The 19,486-nt window shown below is 70.9% G+C and carries 13 protein-coding genes and 2 tRNA genes; 9 read left to right on the top strand and 6 right to left on the bottom strand.

Annotation, left to right across the window (positions count from 1 at the left end):
- A partial coding sequence (locus tag IBX62_02420; protein MBE0475935.1) for an ABC transporter permease occupies positions 1–1,049 on the top strand: 1,049 nt, incomplete at its 5' end.
- A gap of 45 nt (positions 1,050–1,094) precedes the next feature.
- Here IBX62_02420 and IBX62_02415 read toward each other — a convergent pair.
- Positions 1,095–1,604 (bottom strand): bifunctional nuclease family protein, encoded by a 510-nt coding sequence (locus IBX62_02415; GenBank protein ID MBE0475934.1) that lies wholly within the window; start codon positions 1,602–1,604, stop codon positions 1,095–1,097.
- Between the two features lie 91 nt (positions 1,605–1,695).
- Here IBX62_02415 and IBX62_02410 point away from each other — a divergent pair, with 91 nt between their 5' ends.
- The gene (locus tag IBX62_02410; GenBank protein MBE0475933.1) at positions 1,696–2,091 is read left to right on the top strand and encodes a YjbQ family protein; all 396 of its coding nucleotides are present in this window, start codon (positions 1,696–1,698) and stop codon (positions 2,089–2,091) included.
- Positions 2,092–2,161: 70 nt separating this feature from the next.
- Positions 2,162–2,238 (top strand) — tRNA-Ile (locus IBX62_02405).
- A 58-nt stretch (positions 2,239–2,296) separates the two neighbouring features.
- On the opposite strand, the gene IBX62_02400 is transcribed toward IBX62_02405, so the two are convergent.
- The 4 genes from IBX62_02400 to IBX62_02385 all read right to left on the bottom strand — a co-directional run bounded on the left by IBX62_02400 (position 2,297) and on the right by IBX62_02385 (position 14,120).
- Positions 2,297–2,488, bottom strand: coding sequence for a hypothetical protein (locus tag IBX62_02400; GenBank protein MBE0475932.1), 192 nt, complete (start codon positions 2,486–2,488; stop codon positions 2,297–2,299).
- Between the two features lie 125 nt (positions 2,489–2,613).
- The gene (locus tag IBX62_02395) at positions 2,614–3,870 is read right to left on the bottom strand and encodes a DEAD/DEAH box helicase (protein MBE0475931.1); all 1,257 of its coding nucleotides are present in this window, start codon (positions 3,868–3,870) and stop codon (positions 2,614–2,616) included.
- 194 nt (positions 3,871–4,064) lie between these two features.
- Entirely contained in the window at positions 4,065–5,225 is a 1,161-nt protein-coding gene (locus IBX62_02390) for an RtcB family protein (protein ID MBE0475930.1), read from the bottom strand.
- A 75-nt stretch (positions 5,226–5,300) separates the two neighbouring features.
- Positions 5,301–14,120 carry a hypothetical protein gene (locus IBX62_02385; GenBank protein ID MBE0475929.1) on the bottom strand — a complete coding sequence of 2,940 codons (8,820 nt, stop codon included), beginning with the start codon at positions 14,118–14,120 and terminating at the stop codon, positions 5,301–5,303.
- 263 nt (positions 14,121–14,383) lie between these two features.
- Between IBX62_02385 and IBX62_02380 the strand changes: the two genes are divergently transcribed.
- The 6 genes from IBX62_02380 (at position 14,384) to IBX62_02355 (ending at position 18,732) form a co-directional block, all read left to right on the top strand.
- Positions 14,384–14,848 carry a rhodanese-like domain-containing protein gene (locus tag IBX62_02380; GenBank protein ID MBE0475928.1) on the top strand — a complete coding sequence of 155 codons (465 nt, stop codon included), beginning with the start codon at positions 14,384–14,386 and terminating at the stop codon, positions 14,846–14,848.
- Between the two features lie 27 nt (positions 14,849–14,875).
- Positions 14,876–15,091, top strand: a complete 216-nt coding sequence (locus tag IBX62_02375; GenBank protein MBE0475927.1) for a thioredoxin family protein — start codon at positions 14,876–14,878, stop codon at positions 15,089–15,091.
- 565 nt (positions 15,092–15,656) lie between these two features.
- Positions 15,657–15,732 (top strand) — tRNA-Ala (locus IBX62_02370).
- Between the two features lie 117 nt (positions 15,733–15,849).
- Complete coding sequence (locus IBX62_02365; GenBank protein ID MBE0475926.1) at positions 15,850–16,758, top strand: ABC transporter ATP-binding protein; 909 nt, start codon at positions 15,850–15,852, stop codon at positions 16,756–16,758.
- Positions 16,758–17,561, top strand: a complete 804-nt coding sequence (locus tag IBX62_02360) for an ABC transporter permease subunit (protein MBE0475925.1) — start codon at positions 16,758–16,760, stop codon at positions 17,559–17,561. The genes IBX62_02365 and IBX62_02360 overlap by 1 nt, the downstream gene beginning before the upstream one ends.
- A gap of 64 nt (positions 17,562–17,625) precedes the next feature.
- A complete protein-coding gene (locus tag IBX62_02355; GenBank protein ID MBE0475924.1) occupies positions 17,626–18,732 on the top strand; it encodes a CapA family protein in 1,107 nt (368 codons plus the stop codon).
- Positions 18,733–18,783: 51 nt separating this feature from the next.
- On the opposite strand, the gene IBX62_02350 is transcribed toward IBX62_02355, so the two are convergent.
- On the bottom strand, positions 18,784–19,449 hold the full coding sequence (locus tag IBX62_02350; protein MBE0475923.1) for a hemolysin III family protein: 666 nt from the start codon (positions 19,447–19,449) through the stop codon (positions 18,784–18,786).
- Positions 19,450–19,486 lie beyond the last annotated feature (37 nt).

Below are 19,486 nucleotides of genomic sequence, written 5' to 3'. Positions count from 1 at the left end.
GCCAGATCGAGGGGCTCGGCTCCAACCTGCTCTTCGTCTTCCCCGGCAACTACGAGGAGGGCTTCGGCGGCGGCGGCGGGGGCGACCTTGCGATCCTCAAGCAGTTCAGCCTCGACGACGCCGACTACCTTCGCAGGCGTCTCACCGGCGTCGACGCGGTGGTGCCGATCATCCAGGGACCGGCCACCGTCAAGAGCGGGAACCGCTCGATGCGCACCGCGATCGCCGCGGGCACGGAGCAGAGCCGCGAGGTGTTCAGCAACGCCGACCTGGAGGAGGGCCGGGTCTACCTGCGCAGCGAGGTGCTCGCCTCGGCGAGGGTGGTGCTGCTGGGCTCCACGGTGCGCCGCCGGCTCTTCCCCAACGCCGAGCCCGTCGGCAAGACGATCAGCGTCAACGGCCAGCGGTTCACGGTGCTGGGCTTCTACGAGCCCCAGGGCGGCTCGTTCGGCGGCGACCAGGACAACGTCATATACATGCCGGTGACCACCGCCCAGCGCCTGCTCGGCACGAACGACATCTCGGCCATCATCGTCAAGGCCGGCGACGCCCAGGACGTCGACAGGGTCAGGGACCGGATCCGCCGTGCGCTGGAGCCGCGGTTCGGTGAGGAGTTCTCGGTCTTCAGCCAGGAGCAGACCCTCGGCATATTCCAGCAGCTCCTCGGCACGCTCACGTTCATGCTGGCCGGGATCGCGGGCATCTCGCTGCTCGTGGGGGGCATCGGGATCATGAACATCATGCTGGTCAGCGTCTCGGAGCGCACGCGGGAGATCGGCATCCGCAAGGCCGTCGGCGCGCGCACCTACGACATCCTGAGCCAGTTCGTGATCGAGGCGGTGGTACTGTCCGTGCTCGGCGGCATCATCGGGATCGCGGTCGGCGCGGCGGGCGCGTCGGTACTCGCGAGGTGGGTGCCGACGCTGACCACCTGGTGGGCGATCACGCTCGCGTTCGTGTTCTCCGCCGGCGTAGGGGTCTTCTTCGGAGTGTACCCGGCCTACCGGGCGAGCAGGCTCGATCCGATCGCCGCGCTACGGTACGAGTAGGAGCACGCCGAGGACCTTGCGGGCACGCTCGCGGGCGGGCGCGCGCTACGACGACATGAAGTCGCTCGGGTCCACGTTCTCGAGGAAGTCGCGGAACCGCTCGAGCTCCTCCTCCTCGGATGTCTCCTCCTCGGCGAACTCGGGGATGACGCCGGCCTCCTCGAGCACCTGCTCTGCGATGAACAGCGGGCAGTTCACGCGCACGGCAAGCGCGATGCAGTCCGAGGGCCGCGCGTCCATGACGACCTCGCGCTCTTCCCCGCGCAGCACGAGCGCGGCGTAGAAGGTGCCCTCCTCAAGCCGCGTGATCTCCACGCGCAGCACCACGAAGCCGAGGTCCTCGATCACGTTGCGCAGCAGGTCGTGCGTCATCGGCCGAGGAGGCTCCGCGCCCTGCAGCGCGAGCAGGATCGCGGTCGCTTCGGCCTGACCGATCCAGATGGGCACGAGGCGGTCGTCGGCCACGCCGCCCTCCTCCTCGAGCGGCTTGAGGATAACGACGGGCTGGTTGGATATGGAGTCGACGCTCAGGCTCGCGATCCGCGCCCGGATCATGAGCAAGCACCCCCGTGCGCTCGGCGACGCATCTCATTGTTCCACTAATATACGTGATGCACACGCCGCCTTCAGGCGAGGGGAGGGGCCGATGCGCCGTTTCGACGTGCGGACTTCGGAGCGCGAACAGATGGTGGACGTCACCGAGCGGGTGGCGCAGGAGGTTCGCGCGGACGGGGTAGCCGAAGGGTGGGCGCTCGTGTACGTGCCGCACACCACCGCCGGCGTCACCGTCAACGAGAACGCGGACCCGAGCGTGACCCGCGACCTGCTCGACGGCCTTCGCCGGCTCGTCCCGCGCGAGGGGGGCTGGCACCATGTCGAGGGCAACGCGGACGGCCACGTGAAGGCCTCCCTCGTCGGCTCGTCGGTCACCGTGCCGGTGTCCGGCGGGGGACTCGCGCTCGGCACGTGGCAGGGCGTCTACCTGTGCGAATTCGACGGGCCGCGCCGCCGGCAGGTCTTCGTCCAGACCCTCGGGAAGTAGCGCCGGCGGCGCCTGCGGCTTGCTTGACTCGCCCCAGGTCGCACGATATGGTATCCGAGCTTTCCCCAGCGGGCCCGTAGCTCAGTCGGTTAGAGCGCACGGCTGATAACCGTGAGGTCACTGGTTCGAATCCAGTCGGGCCCACCATCCGAGGACATCCAGGGGCCCCGGCGCGGCTCGCGCCGGGGCCTTCGCACGGCCGCCGCTAGTTCGCGCGACGGGCGCGTACCTCGTTCCAGTCCCGCCAGTCCAGCGGTCCCGAGCCGCAGTGCGGGCAGGCGGCCGACCGCTCGCCGACGGGCTCGGCTTCGGCGGGGAAGAACGTGTTCTCGCAATGCGAGCAGAAGATCACGTCGTAGTCGATCGCCTCGAACGGCCACTTCTCGGAGTCGATCATCCGCGCACCACCCCCTCCTGGCTCACGCCTCCCACGGCGCCACGCGCACCACCCCCTCCTCGCCGTACGGCGCCGCTGAAGGGGTATTCCCAGGAACGCCGCGACCCGGCGCGCGCCGTCCCCGCCTAGCGCCTGCCGATCCTCCGGCTGCGGGGACGGCCCATCACGCGGCCGCCGAAGGCGAGGTTGCGGGACTTGGCGGCGTTGCGGTCGGCGCGGGGCACGATACGGTCCTCGTGGTAGGCGAAGCCCGGGACGTCGACGCATTCGACGGTGCGCCTCATCCGCGCCTCGATCTCGCGGAGCAGCGCCGTCTCCTCTGGGCCGAGCAGCGAGATCGCGTTGCCCTCGGCGCCGGCGCGGGCAGTGCGCCCGATGCGATGCACGTAGTCCTCCACCGAGTCGGGCATGTCGTAGTTGACCACGTGGCTGATGCCGTCGATGTCGATGCCGCGCGCCATCACGTCGGTGGCCACGAGCACGCGGATCCTGCCGTCCCGGAAGCCTTCGACGGCCTGGTCGCGGTGCTTCTGGCGGCGGTCGCCGTGGATGACCTCGTTCGCGACCCCGCTGCGCTTCAGTGCGGTGTGCAGGCGGTCCGCGCGCTCCTTGGTGCGCGTGAAGACCAGCACGCGCTCCAGGTGCTCGGCCTCGAGCAGCTTGATGAGCAGGGCAGTCTTCTGCATGGTCGCCACCGGGTAGACCTTCTGGTCGACCTGCTCGACGGGCGTGTAGGCCGGCGCGACGTCCACGCGGACCGGCTCGTTCAGCGTCTTGGCGATCACCCGCAGCACCTCGGGCGACATCGTCGCGCTGAACAGCAGGTTCTGGCGCTTCACGGGAAGCGACGAGACGATGCGCCGCACGTCGGGCCAGAAGCCCATGTCCAGCATCCGGTCGGCCTCGTCCAGCACGAGGATCCGTACCGAGGACAGGTCCGCCTCGCCCCGATCCTTCAGGTCGAGCAGCCTCCCGGGTGTGGCCACGAGCACGTCGACGCCGTCGCGGAGCGCTTTGAGCTGCTTGTCGTAGCCGACGCCGCCGTAGATGACCGCGATGCGATGGCCGGTGTGCTCGGCGACACCTCGCGCGACGTCGTCGATCTGGGCCGCCAGCTCGCGAGTGGGCGTGACGACGAGCGCACGCACGCGCCGCTTCGCCTCCCGGCCGCGGCCGCCGTTGCCGTTCCCTCCGTCGAGCAGCTGCAGGAGGGGCAGCACGAACGCCGCGGTCTTGCCGGTGCCCGTCTGGGCGCAGCCCAGGACGTCGCGGCCGGCCAGGACCTCGGGTATGGCTATCTCCTGGATGGGGGTGGGTCGCGTGTAGCCCATCGCCGCCACGGCGGAAAGAAGCCGCGGCGAAAGGCCGAGTCCTTCGAACATGATTCTCCTTGTCCGGCGGCGCGCCCCCGCGCCGCGATCTCCCGAGGACCCGCGTGCGGCTCGGGCTCCGGACAGGAGCGGGCAGCGTAAGGTCCTCAACCTCTGAACTTCTCTACACGTGGAGCATTATAGGTGCCAAGCTGCGAGAACGCGAATCGCCCCGCCATCGCCTGCGGTGATCCCGCCTGGTCCCCTCAGCCCTTGACCACGCCCAGCGGCGTGAGCCGGGTGCCCGGCTCGACGAGATCGGACTGCGCGGCCATCACGTCATCGATGTCCTTGTAGGCGCGCGGGGCCTCCTCCGCGACGTCGCGCTTGCGCACCTTGAAGAGCTCCACGTCGAGCTCGCGCATCTCGCGCACCACCGACTCCACCGGCATGCGCCGCTTGGCCTCGCCACGGCTCATCGCCCGTCCCGCACCGTGCGCACAGCTCTCGAACGCATCCGGGTTCGCGAGACCGCGGCCGACGTAGGACGAGGTGCCCATCGAGCCGGGGACGATCACTGTGCCCACGGCGCGCACGGCGCCCTTGCGGTGCAGGTACACCTCACGGCCGAAGTGCGTCTCGAGCGAGGCGTAGTTGTGGTGCACGTCGACATGATCCTCCGGCGCATAGCCCGGTACGCGGCGCTCGAAGGCCTCGTGCACGCAGCGCTGCATCGCCGCGCGGTTCTCCTCGGCGAAGCGCAGGCACCAGCGCATGACCGCCAGGTACTCGCGCCCCTCGGGCGACTCCGCCGGCAGCGGGGCGAGGTCCCAACCCTCGGGGATCGGGTCGGTGACTCCGCGTTGCAGCTCCTTGGCGACGCGGTTGTAGTGCTCGGCCATCTGCTTGCCCACGTTTCGGCTGCCGGAGTGCACCATCGCCCACACGTTGCCCTCGTCGTCGCGCTGCACCTCCAGGAAGTGGTTGCCGCCCCCCATCGTGCCGAGCTGCCGGCGCGCCCGGTCGAGCTGGGCGTGGAGCGCGGGTGCCTCCGGTGCGGAGGAGAAGAGGTCCGCGGCGGCGCGGGAGGGGCGCTTGCGCCACTCGAAGCCGACGGGCACGTTGCGCTGGATGTCGTTGAGGACCTGGTGGCGGTAGGGAGCGAACTCCTCGGCTCCCACCCCGGTACGCCACGCCCGCACCCCGCAGCCGATGTCGAGCCCCACCGCGTTGGGGACGACGTGCCCCAGCGCCGCGAACACGCCGCCGATGGGCATGCCGTAGCCCTCGTGAGCGTCAGGCATGATCGCGACGTGGTGGTAGGCGAACGGCAGGGCCGCCAGGTGGCGCGTCTGCGCGAGCGTGGTGCCCGAGAGGTCGTCGAGCCACGACAGTATGGGGATGCGCTCCTCGGTGAACGTGCGCATTCGCGGCCTCCCGTCGTCGGCGCTCTTCACGGGACACTACCCACATCCGCCGGCCGGGAGGACGGCCGGGGCGGACTACCCGCCGAGCAGCGTCACCACGACGTGGTGCTCGCCGTCGCCCTCGCGCAAGGGCACCCGGTGCTCGGGGACAACGGCCCCGTCCACCTCGACGCGCGCGACGCCCCTGTTGACGCCGCGGGGGTTGGCGACCTCGATGCGGTAGGTAGTGCCGCGCCAGCGGTACGTCATCCCGAAGCCCGGCCACGACTTGGGTATGCACGGGTCCACGATCATGTACCGCGTCCCGTCCTCGGCGAGCAGGTCGAGGCCGAGGAGGTCGTGGACCGCCACCCGGTAGAACCAGCTCGCCGAGCCCGTGTACCACGTCCACCCTCCCCTGCCGACGTGCGGCGCCACCGCGTAGACGTCGGCGGCGAGCGCGTAGGGCTCGACGCGGTAGCGCTCGCAGTCCTCCCGCGTCCCGGTGTGGTTCACCGGGTTGATCAGGTCGAGCAGCGCGAGCGCCTCGTCCCCCTCGCCCATCAGCAGGTACGCGAGCACCGTCCACACTGCCGCGTGGGTGTACTGGCCGCCGTTCTCGCGCACGCCGGGCACGTAGCCCTTGATGTAGCCCGGGTCGTGAGGCATGCGGTCGAACGGCGGGTCGAGCAGCTGTACCAGGCCGTCGTCCCATCGGACGAGCTTCTGCTCGACGGACTCCATCGCCCGCATCGCGCGCTGCCCGTCGGCGGCACCGGAGATCACCGCCCACGCCTGGGCTATCGCGTCGATGCGGCACTCCTCGGCGCCCCGCGTGCCCAACGGCGTGCCGTCGTCGAAGTACGCGCGGCGGTACCACGCGCCGTCCCAGGCCTGCTCCTCGGCGGCCTTCGCGACCCCCTCCGCGAACGCGCGATACCGTTCGGCGCGCTCGTGGTCGCCGCGTGACTCGCAGATCGGCGCGAAGCGGCTCATCACCGTGTTGAGGAACCAGGCCATCCACACGCTCTCGCCGCTTCCGCCCACGCCTACCCGGTTCATCCCGTCGTTCCAGTCGCCGCCGCCCATCAGCGGCAGGCCGTGCGGGCCGACGCCGAAGCCCGTGTCCAGCGCCCGCACGCAGTGCTCGTACACGCTGCCCGTCTCGCCGATCTCGGGGACCGTGTAGACGTCCTCGCGCCCCTCGGGGACCTCCTGGCCGAGGATGAAGTGCGCCTCCTCGTCCAGGACGCCGGTGTCCCCTGTTGCCTTCACGTACTCGGCGACCGTCAGCGGGAGCCAGTGGCGGTCGTCCACGAACCTGGTCCGCACGCCCCTGCCCGAGGACGGCTGCCACCAGTGCATGACGTCGCCGCGCTCGAACTGGTGGCGGCAGGCCTCGACGACGTGAGCCCGGGCGAGCTCCGGGCGCGTCCACAGTACCGACAGCACGTCCTGGAGCTGGTCGCGGAAGCCGAAGGCCCCCGAGGACTGGTACAACGCGGTGCGCCCCCATACCCGGCATGAGAGCACCTGGTACAGGAGCGGCCCGTTCAGCAGCGCGTCCAGGGCCGCGTCCGGCGTCTGTACGCGGACGGCGCCGAGCAGCTCGTCCCAGAAGGCTCCGACGGCGGCGAGCGACCGCGCGACGGCGGCCGGGCGCCTCATCCGCCGGACGATCTCCCGGCAGCGCGCCTCGTCGTCGGCCTGCCCGAGGAAGAACGAGACCTCCGCGCTCGCGCCGGGTTCGAGTTCGACGACGGTCATGAGCGCCCCGCAGTTGTCGTGGAACCGGCCGGTGACGCCGCCGAGGCCCTTGCGCCGCATCGCCGCGGGCGAGCCCGGATGGCGGTTGCGCCCCAGGAACTCGGTCCGGCTCGCGGTGAAGGAGTGGAGCTCGCGGTCGCAGGCCAGGAAAGCGACCCGGCCGGGGAAGTCGGCATTGAACCAGTTGTGCGCCGTGAGCATCGCCGTCTCCTCGTCGAAGCCGGTGACGACGCGTTGCTGCGCCGCGGAGCGAGAGGAGCCGAGCACCCACTCCACGAGGTGCGTCACCGACAACCTCCGATGAACGCCGAAGAGGTTGGTCAGCCGCAGCCGCGCGACGCGCACGGGGTCCTCGGCGTCGACGAACCAGGTGAGCTCGTGCTCGATGCCGTGGGTGCGGCGCTCGAAACGCGTGTAGCCGCGCCCGTGCCGCACGATGCAGGGCGAGGGGTCGGGCACGGGCAGCGGCGTCGGCGACCAGAACTCGCCAGTCTCCTCGTCCCGCACGTAGAAGCTCTCGCCGGTGCCGTCCGACACGGCATCGTTGTTCCACGTGGTGATGCGGTTCTCGTGGCTGTTCTCGGCCCACGTGCAACCGATGCCGGCCTCCGAGACGAGGGTGCCGAAGCCCGGGCGCGCGACGACGTTGACCCACGGGGCCGGCGTCGCATCACCTGGCTCGTGCACGACCACGTACTCCCCGCGCTCGAGGTCGAAGCCGCCGAAGCCGTTGTCGAACGCGAGAGCCTGGCGCTCGAAGGGCAGCGAGGGGTACGACCGGGGCCGCTCCTTGGGCACCAGCCGGTCGGGCGCCTCGGGGCGCTTGGCCCGCTGCTCGAGCTGGAGCTCGAGGGGCCCTCCGTCGCCAGCCAGCGTCGCGCGCGCGACGGAGAGCAGCAGGTTCAGAACGTCGGGGGCCATCTGGTCGGCGCGTCGCAGGAACACGCCGCCCGGCTTGTCCACGAGCTGGAGCGCATGACCCGTTCGCACCAGCAGCCTCAGCCGGTCGTCGAGCTCGTCGGCGTACCCGGAGGGCCGCGCGTTCAGGATCACGAGGTCGGCGACGAGCCCCTTGTGACGCCAGTACTGGTGGGCCAGCAGCGCCTGCCGCACTATCTGCGTCTCCTCCAGACGTTCCACCCGGACGAGCAGGATGGGCAGGTCGCCGGAGATACCCAGCGTCCACAGCCCCGACATCTGGAGCCGGTTCTCGGTGGGCGTCTTGACCTTCAGGCGGGAGTACGGGTCCGTGAGCAGCAGGCGGGAAGCGAGCCGCTGGAAGGCCACCGCCTCCTCGGCGGAGATGCCAAGGTCGCGCAGCTCTATCTGCCCCGCGGTCCAGGCCAGGTCGGCAGCGCGCTGAGCGGTACGGATGTCCCGGTACCGCTCCGCCAGCTCCACCGCGCGCTCGCGCGACCCCGCCATGCCCGTGGCGAACGCGAGGTGCGCTGTCTCGCCCGGCGGGATCACGACCCGCTGCTCGACGGCGCACACCGGGTCGAGCACCGCGCCCACGGTACGCGAGAGCGGCTCGCGCCGCTCCATCGCCTCGGGCGCCCACGTCCCGCGCAGCCGGCCGAGGAACACCGCGCGGTCGGTCTCGTACGACCACTCACACTCCTCCGGGCGGTCGCACGCGAGCACGTGGAGTCCCCACATCCGCCCCTCCTCCGAGGAGCGCGGGCGGCGCGTGAACAGGAGCGCGCGAAGGTCGTCGAGGGCCTCGGTCTCCACGAACAGGTTGGAGAAGGCCTTGTGTGCCTGGTCGGCGCCCTGCGGGGCGAGGGCCAGCTCGAAGTAGCTCACTGCGCGCAGGTGCCTCACCTCGCGGCCGTGGTTCGTGATCGTGATGCGGCGGACCTCCACGTCCTCCTCCGGTGAGACGATCACCTCGGTGTGCGTGTCGATCCGCCCGTCGGTGCGCCGGTACTCCGCCTTGTCGATGGAGAACGTCACGTGGTAGTCGTCCGGCTCGGCGCCCACGGGCTGGTAGGCGGCGGACCACAGCTCGCCCGTGTCGTCGTCCCGGATGTAGATGAACTGACCCCAGCAGTCGCGCGTGACGTCCTCGCGGTAGCGGGTGATCGCGACACCGTCGCAGCGGCTGTAACCGCCGCCGCCGTTGGTGACCATCACGGAGTAGCGCCCGTTGGAGAGGAAGTGCGTCGCGGGGACCGGCGTGCCCGCCAGAGGGTAGGAGCGCGCCAGCGGGGGCGGGAGCTCGCGCACGGACCGGACGTAGCGGACCTCTTCGACGTGGGGCTGCGCGAGCTGGATCCTGCGCGGGACCCGCTCCTGGAGCAGCAGCTCGGCCGACTGCACCACCGGGTCCAGGTGGAACCGTTCCCGCATCGCATAGCCGGTTAGCTCGTTGCCCATCGCCACCAGGCTCATCCCCTGGTGGTGGGCGAAGTACGCCTTGACCACCGCGCGCTCGGTTCCCGCAGGCACGCGGCCCGGGGTGTAGTCGATCGCCTCGTAGTACCCGAACCGCCCCTCGGCGCCGCGCTTGGCCAGCGCGGCGAGGTTGTCCACCGCGGCCCGAGGCTCGATCGGCAGTGCGAGCGCGCTCGCGTAGGGCGCCACGACCACGTCTTCGGAGAGCCCTCGCTTGAGCCCGAGCCCGGGTACTCCGAAGGCCTGGTACTGATAGGTGAGGTCGACGTCCTTGGCGTTGAACGCCGACTCCGAGACGCCCCAGGGCACCCCGCGCTGGCGCCCGTACTGGATCTGCCGCTTCACGACGGAGTAGTACGTCATGTCCAGCAGCGTCTCGGGCCAGCTCTTCATCACCAGCAACGGCATCAGGTACTCGAACATCGAGGCGCTCCATGAGAGAAGGGCCCTGCCTCCGGGCGTCGAGGTGATGCCGCGGCCCAGCCGGAACCAGTGCTCCTGTGGCACGTCGCCCTTCGCCACCGCCAGGAAGCTCGCAAGGCGGCACTCGGAGGCGAGCATGTCGTAGTACGAGTTGTCGAGCCGCCCCTCGGCCGTGTTGAAGCCGATGGAGAAGAGCTGGCGCGAGCTGTCGTACAGCATGCGGAAGTCGGTGTGCTCCCACATCTCGCGCGCTATGTCGGCCTGCAGCCGGAGCTGGGCCAGCAAGGTGACGCACGCGCCGCGGTTCTTCCGGACGCCGCCCGCCAGGCCCGCGGCCCACGACGAGACCTCCGCGCGCTCGGGCTCGGTGGAGCCCAGCGGGTGCGCGGCCATCATGTCCAACGCGCGCAGCACGTCGGTCAGCCCCTCCGCGAGGCCGACGAGGCTCGGCGTGAAGTCCACGAGGGGGCGCAGCACCGGGTCCCCCGTGCCCCGCACGGGGGTGGGGATGCGGTCGAGCAGCTCTGCCCAGGGCGCGTAGCCCTGGATCGTCGCGGCCAGCGCGACGACCTCGCGGTGCACCGCGAGCACCGAGTCGCGCGCCGCCTCGAGCCTCGAGGCGCCGTCGGCCTCGGGCGGCCCCTCCTGCGCGAGCCGTGCGACCAGCGGGCGCAGTTCGGCGGTGGCGTCCAGGAGACGTCGCGACAGCGAGCGCCAGCCGCCCAGGTTACGGGGTGCCTCCTCCAGCGTCAGGCGGCGAAGGAGCTCGTCGAGCATCTCGCGCAGGGCGGCCTGAGCGTCGATGGGGCCGATCCTGTCGTGCGCGGCGAGGAGGTCCTCTATGGCCAGGTGCACCGTGTCCGCGAGGCCGGCCAGCGAGGCGGGGCCGACCAGGGGGCTCTCCGAGGCCTCGAGCAGGCCCACCCGCAGGACGATGAGGTTGCCGGCGAGGTTCCCGCTGTCCACCGTCGAGATGTAGCCGGGGCGCAGCGGCTGCAGGGTCGTCGTGTCGTACCAGTTGTAGAAGTGGCCCCGGAAGCGCTCCATCCCGGCGAGCGTGGACAGCGTACGGGAGACGCGGTCGACCAGCTCCCCCAGCGGGAGGTAGCCCAGGTCGTAGGCGGACAGCGTGGAGAGCAGCTGCAGGCCCATGTTCGTGGGAGAGGTGCGGCGGGCGACCTCGCCCTTGGGGTCCTCCTGGAAGTTGTCCGGAGTCAGCCAATGGTCCTCGGGCGTGACGAAGTCCTCGAAGAACCGCCACGTCTTGCGCGCGACGCGACGCAGCGCGAAGCGGTCGGACTCGGTCAACTCCCGGCGCTCGCGCACGAGCGGCTGCGAGATCCGCCACGCGATCACGGGCGCGGCCAGCCACAGTACGAGCAACGGCAGCGTGACCGCGAAGTGGAGCGCCGAGCGCAGCGCCCCGGGCAGCGCGAGGCCGACGGCGATCACCGAGGCGGGCCCGATGCGGCGGAGGTAGCCGGCAAGGTCGCGACCGAGCGCGCGCTCGACGTCGGCGGCGGTCGTCCATTCGAGCAGGTAACGCCGGCTCACGTAGACGCGGTAGAGCGATCGGACGACGGCGTCGGTCATCAGGTACGCCTGGTGCGGCAGGAGGGCGAGCTCGATGGTGGAGCGCGCGACGTCGCGCTTGAGGTCCTCCCACGCCGACTCGAACAGGACTCCGAAGTTCGCCGACAGCGCGCGGAACACCGTCGAGTCCGCGAGGTTGAACCACGCCGGGAAGAGGATGACCGACAGGATGAACGCCGGCCAGACGAGGTCCGGCTCCGGCAGGAGGAGCCACGCCGAGACGATGAGCAGCAGCAGGGTCGGCGCCACCAGGCTCCTGCGGAGGTTGTCCACCAGCTTCCAGCGGTGCAGCGCCGAGAGCTGGTTGGGCACGTACCTGCCGTCGGCGGCGGGCACGCGCAGCCCGAGCCAGGGGAGCGTCTGCCAGTCACCCCGCACCCAGCGGTGGAGCCGCGCGGCGTGACTGGGGTAGGTCGAGGGGTAGTCGTCCAGCACCTCGACGTCGCTTGCGAGCGCGGTTCGCAGGAAGTTGCCCTCCAGCAGGTCGTGACTGAGAAGCGTTGCCTCGGGTATGCGTCCCGCCAGCACTGCGTTGAAGACGTCGACCTCGTAGACCCCCTTGCCGGTGAAGCTGCCCTCGCCGAAGACGTCCTGGTACGTGTCCGAGACCGCGCCCGAGTACGGGTCGATGCCGGTGACCCCCGAGTACAGCCACGCGAAGAAGGTCCGGTTGGCGGCGGGAAGCGACATGCCCACCCGCGGCTGGACCAGGCCGTAGCCGCGCCTCACCCACCGCCGCTCGAAGTCGACCACGGCGCGGTTGAGCGGGTGCGCGATCGTGCCCACCAGGCGGCGCGCGCCGTCCCGGGGCAGGACGGTGTCGGCGTCCAGCGTGATGACGAAGGTCACGCCGGGCAGGAACGCGGCGTCGCCGAGCTCGTGCGTGAACGTCGTGTCGGACTCCCCGCGCAGGCGCCGGTTCAGCTCCACGAGCGATCCGCGCTTGCGTTCCCACCCCAGCCAGGCACCCTCGGTCTCGGAGTACACGCGCCCGCGCACGAACAGGTGGAACGGCTCGTAGCCCACCTCGTCCCCGTAGCGTTGGTTGAGCTTGTCGATGCCTTGCACCGCCGCGGAGATGACGTCCTGGTCGCCGGGCATGACCTCCTCCGAGGCGCCCCTCAGGTCGCCCAGCAGCGCCAGGTGCACGTTCGGGTCGGCGTTGGCGAGGAAGACGACCTCCAGGTTGTCGATGACCGACTGAGTCGCCTTGGCCGAGGTCAGGAGCGCCGGCACGACCACGAGCGTCCGGTGCGCGTCCGAGAGCGGGCGCCGGTAGTCGATCTTGGGGAGCGTGCGTGGCGGCCACACGGACGTCGCCATCCGGTTGACGACGTTGAGCGACAGGTCGGACAGGGGGATCAGGGCCAGCAGCATCAGCAGGCCGGACTGCCAGTCGCCCACCCCTGCGAACCGTGAGTACCAGCCCAGCAGCGCCGTCAGCGCGGCCGTGACGGAGACCGCCAGGCCCGAGTAGACCAGACCGCCGCGCCGCAGCGGTCCCCGGTACAGCCGCTCCCGCACGCTCCGCCGGTAGCCCACGCTGCGCTCGAACCCGTATCGGCCTCCGCTGATCAGGTAGTAGCCCACGTGGCCCCGGACCGTGTCCGCCGCCTCCTCGGCCAGCGCCTGGCCCGCCCAGCTCACCGCGGCCTCCGCTACGCCGATCTCGGTGAGGGGGCAGCGCTTCGCCATCTCCTCGAGCGCGTGCCGGTACCGGTCGCGGCTCGCGAAGTCCATCTTGTCGTAGATCTCGGCGGGGTCCTCCCGCAGGATCTGCTCGACGAGGCTCGTGCGCTCGAAGAACGACTTCCAGTCGAAGGCCTCGAGGAAGCGCATCGAGGTGATCGAGTTGGCGATCGACACCTGGTCGGCGGCCTGGGCCTGCTGCTGCACGAAGACCACGCGCTCCAGGCGGATGCCCGCGGCGGCGAGGCGCTTCTCGAGCCACTCGCCGACCTGCGCCACACCCGCTTCCTGTCCGCCGAGGCGCTGCGCGAGCCGAGCCATGAACGCCGGGTCGGCCTCGGGCCACTCCGCGTCCAGCCGGCCGAGGAGACCCGGGACGGCGTCGGGGTCGTCCTGCGTCGCGACGATGAGGCGGTTCGCCCAGACGTCGGCGGCGCGCTCGTTCGCGGCGGCGCGGACGACGCGGCCCGACAGCCGGCGGACGTTCTCGACGAGGGCGACGCGCAGCATGATCGGCACCGCCCACACCTCGCCGATGGAGAGCGCCGAGGCGTCCTGGAAGCCCATGACGTAGCGGACCAGGTACTCCTCGTCGATGCGACTGTCAGTGTGCGCGACGAGGTAGACGATCGCCTCGTAGATGCGGGGGAAGCCGGCGAGAGCTCCCGCGGTCAGTCTCGGCAGCTCCTTGCCGAAGCCCGGCGGCAGGTCGGCGCGAGCCGTGGCGATCTGATCGTCCACGAGGTAGTGGTTGTCGAGCAGCCACTCCGCCGCGGGCGAGACGGTGCCGTACTCCCGCGCCGCCTCGTGGAGGTAGGCGTTGTCCTCACGCAGCCGCTCGTCGGCGGCGTTCAGCAGCGCGATGAGCGGCGTGGTCTTCGGGGCGGCGGCGGTCGTATGCCGCTGTCCCGCGGCGAGCGCCGAGGCGCGCTCGGCGAGGCGCAGGGCCGAGAGGAGTTCGCCGCGGAAGGGCTCGTCGGCGCGAACCTCGAACGCGACCCGGGAGGCGGGTCGTTCGGCGTTCCGCGGTCCACTCGGAGCGATCACGGGTCGGTCTCGCCCTCTCCGTGCCGGCGCGCGCCCCCCTCGCGTGACGGTCTTCGGGCCGACGCGGCACCCCGTGTCTTGGTCGGTCGCTTGCTGTACGCGTGACGTCCTCTATTGTGACACTACTTTCTTCCCATCACTGGTGGGGGCCGCGGTGAGCCGCGCGAAGCCGCTTGCGCGGCGCTCCTCGGCGCACCGCTTGCCTGAAGATACCCCGCGGGGTATACAGGAACGAGGCGCGGACGAGTCGCGAGGGAGAGCGAATGAAGCCATCGAGAGCGATCATCTGGACGACCGCCGTCGGCATCCTGCTCGTCGGGCTCGGTTACGCGTTGACCCGCCCGGCCCCCGGGGCGGCCGAGAACATCGGCAACGACCGGCTGCGCGAGCTCGTCACCGGAGGCGCACGGCTGGTCGACGTGCGCAGCCCGGGCGAGTTCGCGATGGGGCACATCGCCGGGGCCGAGCTCGTCCCGCCCGAGCGGGTGGCGGAGGCCGCGCGCGACTGGGACCGCGATCAGGACATCGTGCTGTACTGCGCCACGGGGGCCCGGTCCTCGACCGCCATGGAGCAGCTGCGGCGCATGGGCTTCAGGCGCCTGTACAACCACGAGCGCGGTATCTCGGGCTGGGACGGCGAGCTGACCACGGACACGGCGCAGCGGGGAGCGGGCGCGATCGAGACGGACGGCCTGCCGGTGCTCGTCGAGTTCACCTCCGACGGTTGACCGACGTGCATCGAGATGAAGCCTATCGTGGATAGGCTGCGCAAGGAGTACGAGGGCAAGGTCGAGTTCCGGGTCTACGACATCGACGGGCCGGGGGGAGAGGCGGGCGAGCTGGCGGGCGAGCTCGGCGTGCAGTACGTGCCGACGTTCGTCTTCGTGAACGCGGACGAGAGCATCTCCGCGCAGGTGGTCGGAGGGATGGCCGAGCGGGATCTGCGCGGAAGGCTCGACGCGCTCGAGTAGGGTCCTGGGCGGGCGGCGACAGCCGGAGCCGGCCGTCGGCCGGAGGTGCCCCGGGGTCCTCGGGGGGGTATAATCAGGAGTGAGCCGCCCGCGGGCGCTCGGCCCGCAGCGGCGACCTGTCGTCGAGCCGTAGCGAGGTGAGTCTATCTAGGTGGACGCAGACCAGCAAGACGAGACTCGACCGGGACGGCAGATGAAGACCTCCGGCCGGCGCATGTGAGAGTCGGCATGTCCTGAATCGGTCCGAGATCCGCACGAGGGGAACGTGTGGAGACAGACGAGACGGGCCGCCGGGGGATCGGGCATAAGCTCCTGGGGTATCGCCGGGGTGAGGCCGCCAGGTTTGGATGCGGCCGACAGCTCCGGAGCATCTCCCTTCAGAGGGGAACCTCGAGCGGTGCGAAGGCCGTCCCGGTTCTCGCCTGTGCCGAGGAACCGTCGCCGTGCGAGTACGCGGGGGGTGAGCCCGTCGGGCCGCCCCTTCTCGACGTCCGGGGGAGAGGAGGGGCGGCGGGACGAGCGGCCTCCCTGACCGGCCCGCGTGGTACAATCCTTAGCCGCATACGGGGACGTAGCTCAGTTGGGAGAGCGCGGGCTTTGCAAGCCTGAGGTCGAGGGTTCGAGCCCCTTCGTCTCCACCATAGGCGACGACGGGCCGGCGGGGCCACCCGCCGGCCCCTTCCGTGTCGCGAGCCGCCGGATGTGGGACGCTTTCGGCGCTCGAGGCACACACCACCGGGACGGAGGAGGGGGTGCGCGTGGGCTCGACCGTCGTCCGGTGCGAGGGTCTCACGAAGTACTACGGCAAGAACCGGGGGATCGAGGACCTCACCTTCGAGGTCCGCCCCGGGCAGGTCTACGGCTTCCTGGGGCCCAACGGCGCCGGCAAGACCACCACGATCCGATGCCTGCTCTCGATGCTGCGGCCCACGCGCGGCACCGCGTACCTCTTCGACAGGCAGGTCGGCATCGACGGGAGCGACCTGCGCCGGCGGATCGGCTACGTGGCAGGCGACGTCGCGCTGTTCGAGAAGCGGACCGGGCAGTGGATGATCGACTACGTCTCCGGGCTGCGCGGGCGGCCCGGCCCCTCGACCAAGGAGCTCTGCCAGCGCCTGCAGTACGACCCGAGCCGCAAGGTCAAGGAGCTGTCCAAGGGCAACAAGCAGAAGCTCGCGCTGGTGATCGCGCTCATGCACGACCCCGAGCTGCTCATCCTCGACGAGCCCACGAGCGGGCTGGATCCGCTCAACCAGCAGGTCGTCTTCGACATCATCGAGGAACGCACATCCCGCGGCGCGACGCTCTTCCTCTCGAGCCACATCCTCTCCGAGGTCGAGCGCGTGTGCGAGCGCGTCGCGATCATCCGTGCGGGAAGGGTCGTGGCCGAGGAGTCGGTCGGGACGCTGCTGGACAAGGCGCTGCGTACCGCGGTGGTCACCTACGCCGATCCCGTAACCGAGGACATGCTCCGGGACGTCCCCGGGACGACGAGCCTCGAGCGCCTCGGGGACAACGTCGTCCGGGCGACGATTGCCACCGACATCGACGCGGCCCTGCGCAGACTCCTGCAGAAGCCCATCCGCGACATCCAGATAGAGCACGCCTCTCTCGAGGAGATCTTCCTGCAGTACTACGGCCACATCGAGGGAGAGGCGGGCCAGTGATGGACTGGACGATCCTGAGAGCGTCGCTGCAGCTGCGGCGCGTCTCGCTGTTCTGGTACTCCGTCGGCCTGGCGGCCTACGGCTGGATGATCGTCGCCTTCTTCCCGCTGATCGAGCAGAACCCCCAGTACATCGAAGCGGTGGAGAGCGTCTTCACCGAGGAGCTCCTGGCGGCGTTCGGCGGCGCGGGGCTGGAGTTCACGACGCTGGGCGGGTTCCTCGGCATCGAGTACCTGAGCCTCATCTGGGTCTTCATCGTCGGGGCGGCGGTCATCACGTTCATCGCCGGGGCGCTCGGCGGGGCGGTCGAGGACGGGACGATGGAGGTCACGCTGGCGCAGCCGGTCTCGCGAACGAGCGTCGTGCTCACCAGCTACCTCGGCATGGTCGTCTACGCGATCGTGCTCAACCTCGTCACGGTGGCCACGATCTACCTGCCGGGGCTGCTGCACGGCGTGGACGTGCCGCTGGACGCGATGGGCTTGCTGTTCGTGGCGGGCACGCTGGTCACGCTGGCCATCGGCAGCTTCGCGTTCGCCGTCTCGGCGGCGTCCTCGGGCAAGGGGCGCACGACCGCGATCACGCTCGGCGTGCTGATCGCGATGTACCTCGCCGACCTTCTGGGCAACCTCACGGAGAGGGCCGAGTGGCTGAAGGACTTCTCGCTGTTCCACTACTGGCGGCCCGCCGAGGTGATCGACGACCTCGAGCTCGCGCGTAGCGCGTTGCTGGTGTTCGGCGTCGCGACGGTGCTGTTCTCAGCAGTGGGGATGTACGCATTCCGGAGGCGCGACGTGGTGTAGGGCGGCGTCGGGCCCCTCGGGTGAAGGGCGGCGGACGAGCCGGAGTCCGGGGAGGGCGGTCCCGATGAGCGACGCGGTGACGCTGTTCCTCTGCGGCGACGTCATGACCGGACGCGGGATCGACCAGGTGCTCCCGCACCCCTCGGAGCCTGCGATCCGCGAGCCGTACATGTCCTCGGCGCTGGGGTACGTGGAGCTGGCGGAGCGCGCCCACGGACCCATCCCCGGTCCCGTCGACTTCCCGTACATCTGGGGCGACGCCTTGGCGGAGCTGGAAGCACGGACGCCCGACCGGCGCGCCGTGAACCTGGAGACGAGCGTCACCACCAGCGAGGACGCCGAGCCGAAAGGCATCAACTACCGGATGCACCCCGCCAACGCGCCCTGCCTGATCGCCGCCGGGATCGACTGCTGCGTGCTGGCGAACAACCACGTGCTGGACTGGGGCGTCCGGGGACTGCTGGAGACGCTGGAGACGTTGCGGGGCGCCGGCATCGCCACCGCCGGAGCGGGGCGTGACCTCGAGGAGGCCGCCGCGCCGGCCGTGCTGGCCGCACCGGACGGGGCTCGCGTGCTCGTCTTCGGCCTGGCCTCGCCGGACAGCGGCATCCCGGGACACTGGGCGGCGGCGCCCGGCCGAGCGGGGGTCCGCCTCCTGCCGGCTCTCTCCGAGAGCGTCGCGGACAGGGCGGCCGAGGAGATCCGCCGGCATCGCGCGCCCGGCGACGTCGTGGTCGTGTCGGTCCACTGGGGCGGCAACTGGGGGTACGCGATCCCGGAGGAGCAGCGCGCGTTCGCGCGCCGGCTCGTCGATGCCGCGGCCGCCGACGTCGTGCACGGCCACTCGTCGCACCATCCCAAGGGGATCGAGGTCCACCGCGGGCGGCCGATCCTGTACGGGTGCGGCGACTTCGTCAACGACTACGAGGGGATCTCCGGCTACGAGGAGTACAGGGCCGACCTCGTGCTGGCGTACTTCGTCACGCTCGATGCGCCTTCGGGGCGCCTCGCGCGCCTGGAGACGGTGCCGTTCCGTTCCCGCCGCTTCCGGCTGGAGCGCGCGAACGGGGAGGAGGCCGAGTGGCTGCGGGGGCGCCTGGACCGGGAGGGCCGCGCGCTCGGCACCGGGGTGGAGTCGACACCGGAGGGCGCCCTGGCGCTCCGCTGGTGAGGTGGGCGCCGCGCGGGCCAGCGCGAGCGCTCGCGGCGCGGCCGTGCGGGGCTACCTCGCCGGCGTCACGTACAGCAGCACTGCGACGAAGTGGCAGGCGCTGCCCCCGAGCACGAACAGGTGCCAGACCATGTGCGCGTAGGGCACGCGCTTCATCACGTAGAAGACGGTGCCCAGCGTGTAGGCGAGCCCTCCGGCGACCAGCAGCCACAACCCCGGGCGAGGCAGCGCGGAGGTGAGCGGGCCCAGCGTGCCGAGCACGACCCAGCCCATCGCCAGGTAGCCGGCGGCGGAGAGCCATTTCGGGCGATAGACCCAGAACGCCTCGGCCGCGATGCCGGCGGCGGCCAGCGCCCAGACCACGGCGAAGAGCAGCCAGCCCCGCGTCCCGGACAGCGTCACGAGCGTGAAAGGCGTGTAGGTCCCGGCGATGAGCAGGTAGATGCCGGCGTGGTCGAGCACCTTGAAGACGTGCTTGGTCCTCGGCCAGGGGAAGGAGTGGTACAGGCAGGAGAAGGTGTACTCCAGCACGAGGGCGACCCCGAAGACGATACCTCCGGCGAGCGCGCGGCCGTCGCCGAACAGCGCGGCGAAGGCCACGAGGAGCGTGAGCGCCGCGACGCCGAAGAGCGCGCCGACACCGTGGGTCACGGAGTGCGCGACCTCCTCGCCGAGCGAGTACTGCCTGCGGAGCCTGCCCGAGCCCGCGGTCTCCATCGCCAGCCTGCTCACCCGCACCGTCCTTCCCGCCGGC

This window comes from Coriobacteriia bacterium, assembly GCA_014859305.1.
Taxonomy (GTDB): Bacteria; Actinomycetota; Coriobacteriia; order Anaerosomatales; family Kmv31; genus Kmv31.
The sequence above is the reverse complement of the archived record's forward strand: the minus strand, read 5'-3'. Positions and strand labels throughout refer to the sequence as shown.

Bases quoted from the DNA above. Each gene is read 5' to 3' on its own strand.
- IBX62_02400 (MBE0475932.1), bottom strand. From the start codon at position 2,488: ATGATCGACTCCGAGAAGTGGCCGTTCGAGGCGATCGACTACGACGTG.
- IBX62_02415 (MBE0475934.1), bottom strand. From the start codon at position 1,604: ATGATCCGGGCGCGGATCGCGAGCCTGAGCGTCGACTCCATATCCAAC.
- IBX62_02410 (MBE0475933.1), top strand. From the start codon at position 1,696: ATGCGCCGTTTCGACGTGCGGACTTCGGAGCGCGAACAGATGGTGGAC.
- IBX62_02360 (MBE0475925.1), top strand. From the start codon at position 16,758: ATGGACTGGACGATCCTGAGAGCGTCGCTGCAGCTGCGGCGCGTCTCG.
- IBX62_02350 (MBE0475923.1), bottom strand. From the start codon at position 19,449: ATGGAGACCGCGGGCTCGGGCAGGCTCCGCAGGCAGTACTCGCTCGGC.
- IBX62_02395 (MBE0475931.1), bottom strand. From the start codon at position 3,870: ATGTTCGAAGGACTCGGCCTTTCGCCGCGGCTTCTTTCCGCCGTGGCG.
- IBX62_02390 (MBE0475930.1), bottom strand. From the start codon at position 5,225: ATGCGCACGTTCACCGAGGAGCGCATCCCCATACTGTCGTGGCTCGAC.
- IBX62_02380 (MBE0475928.1), top strand. From the start codon at position 14,384: ATGAAGCCATCGAGAGCGATCATCTGGACGACCGCCGTCGGCATCCTG.
- IBX62_02355 (MBE0475924.1), top strand. From the start codon at position 17,626: ATGAGCGACGCGGTGACGCTGTTCCTCTGCGGCGACGTCATGACCGGA.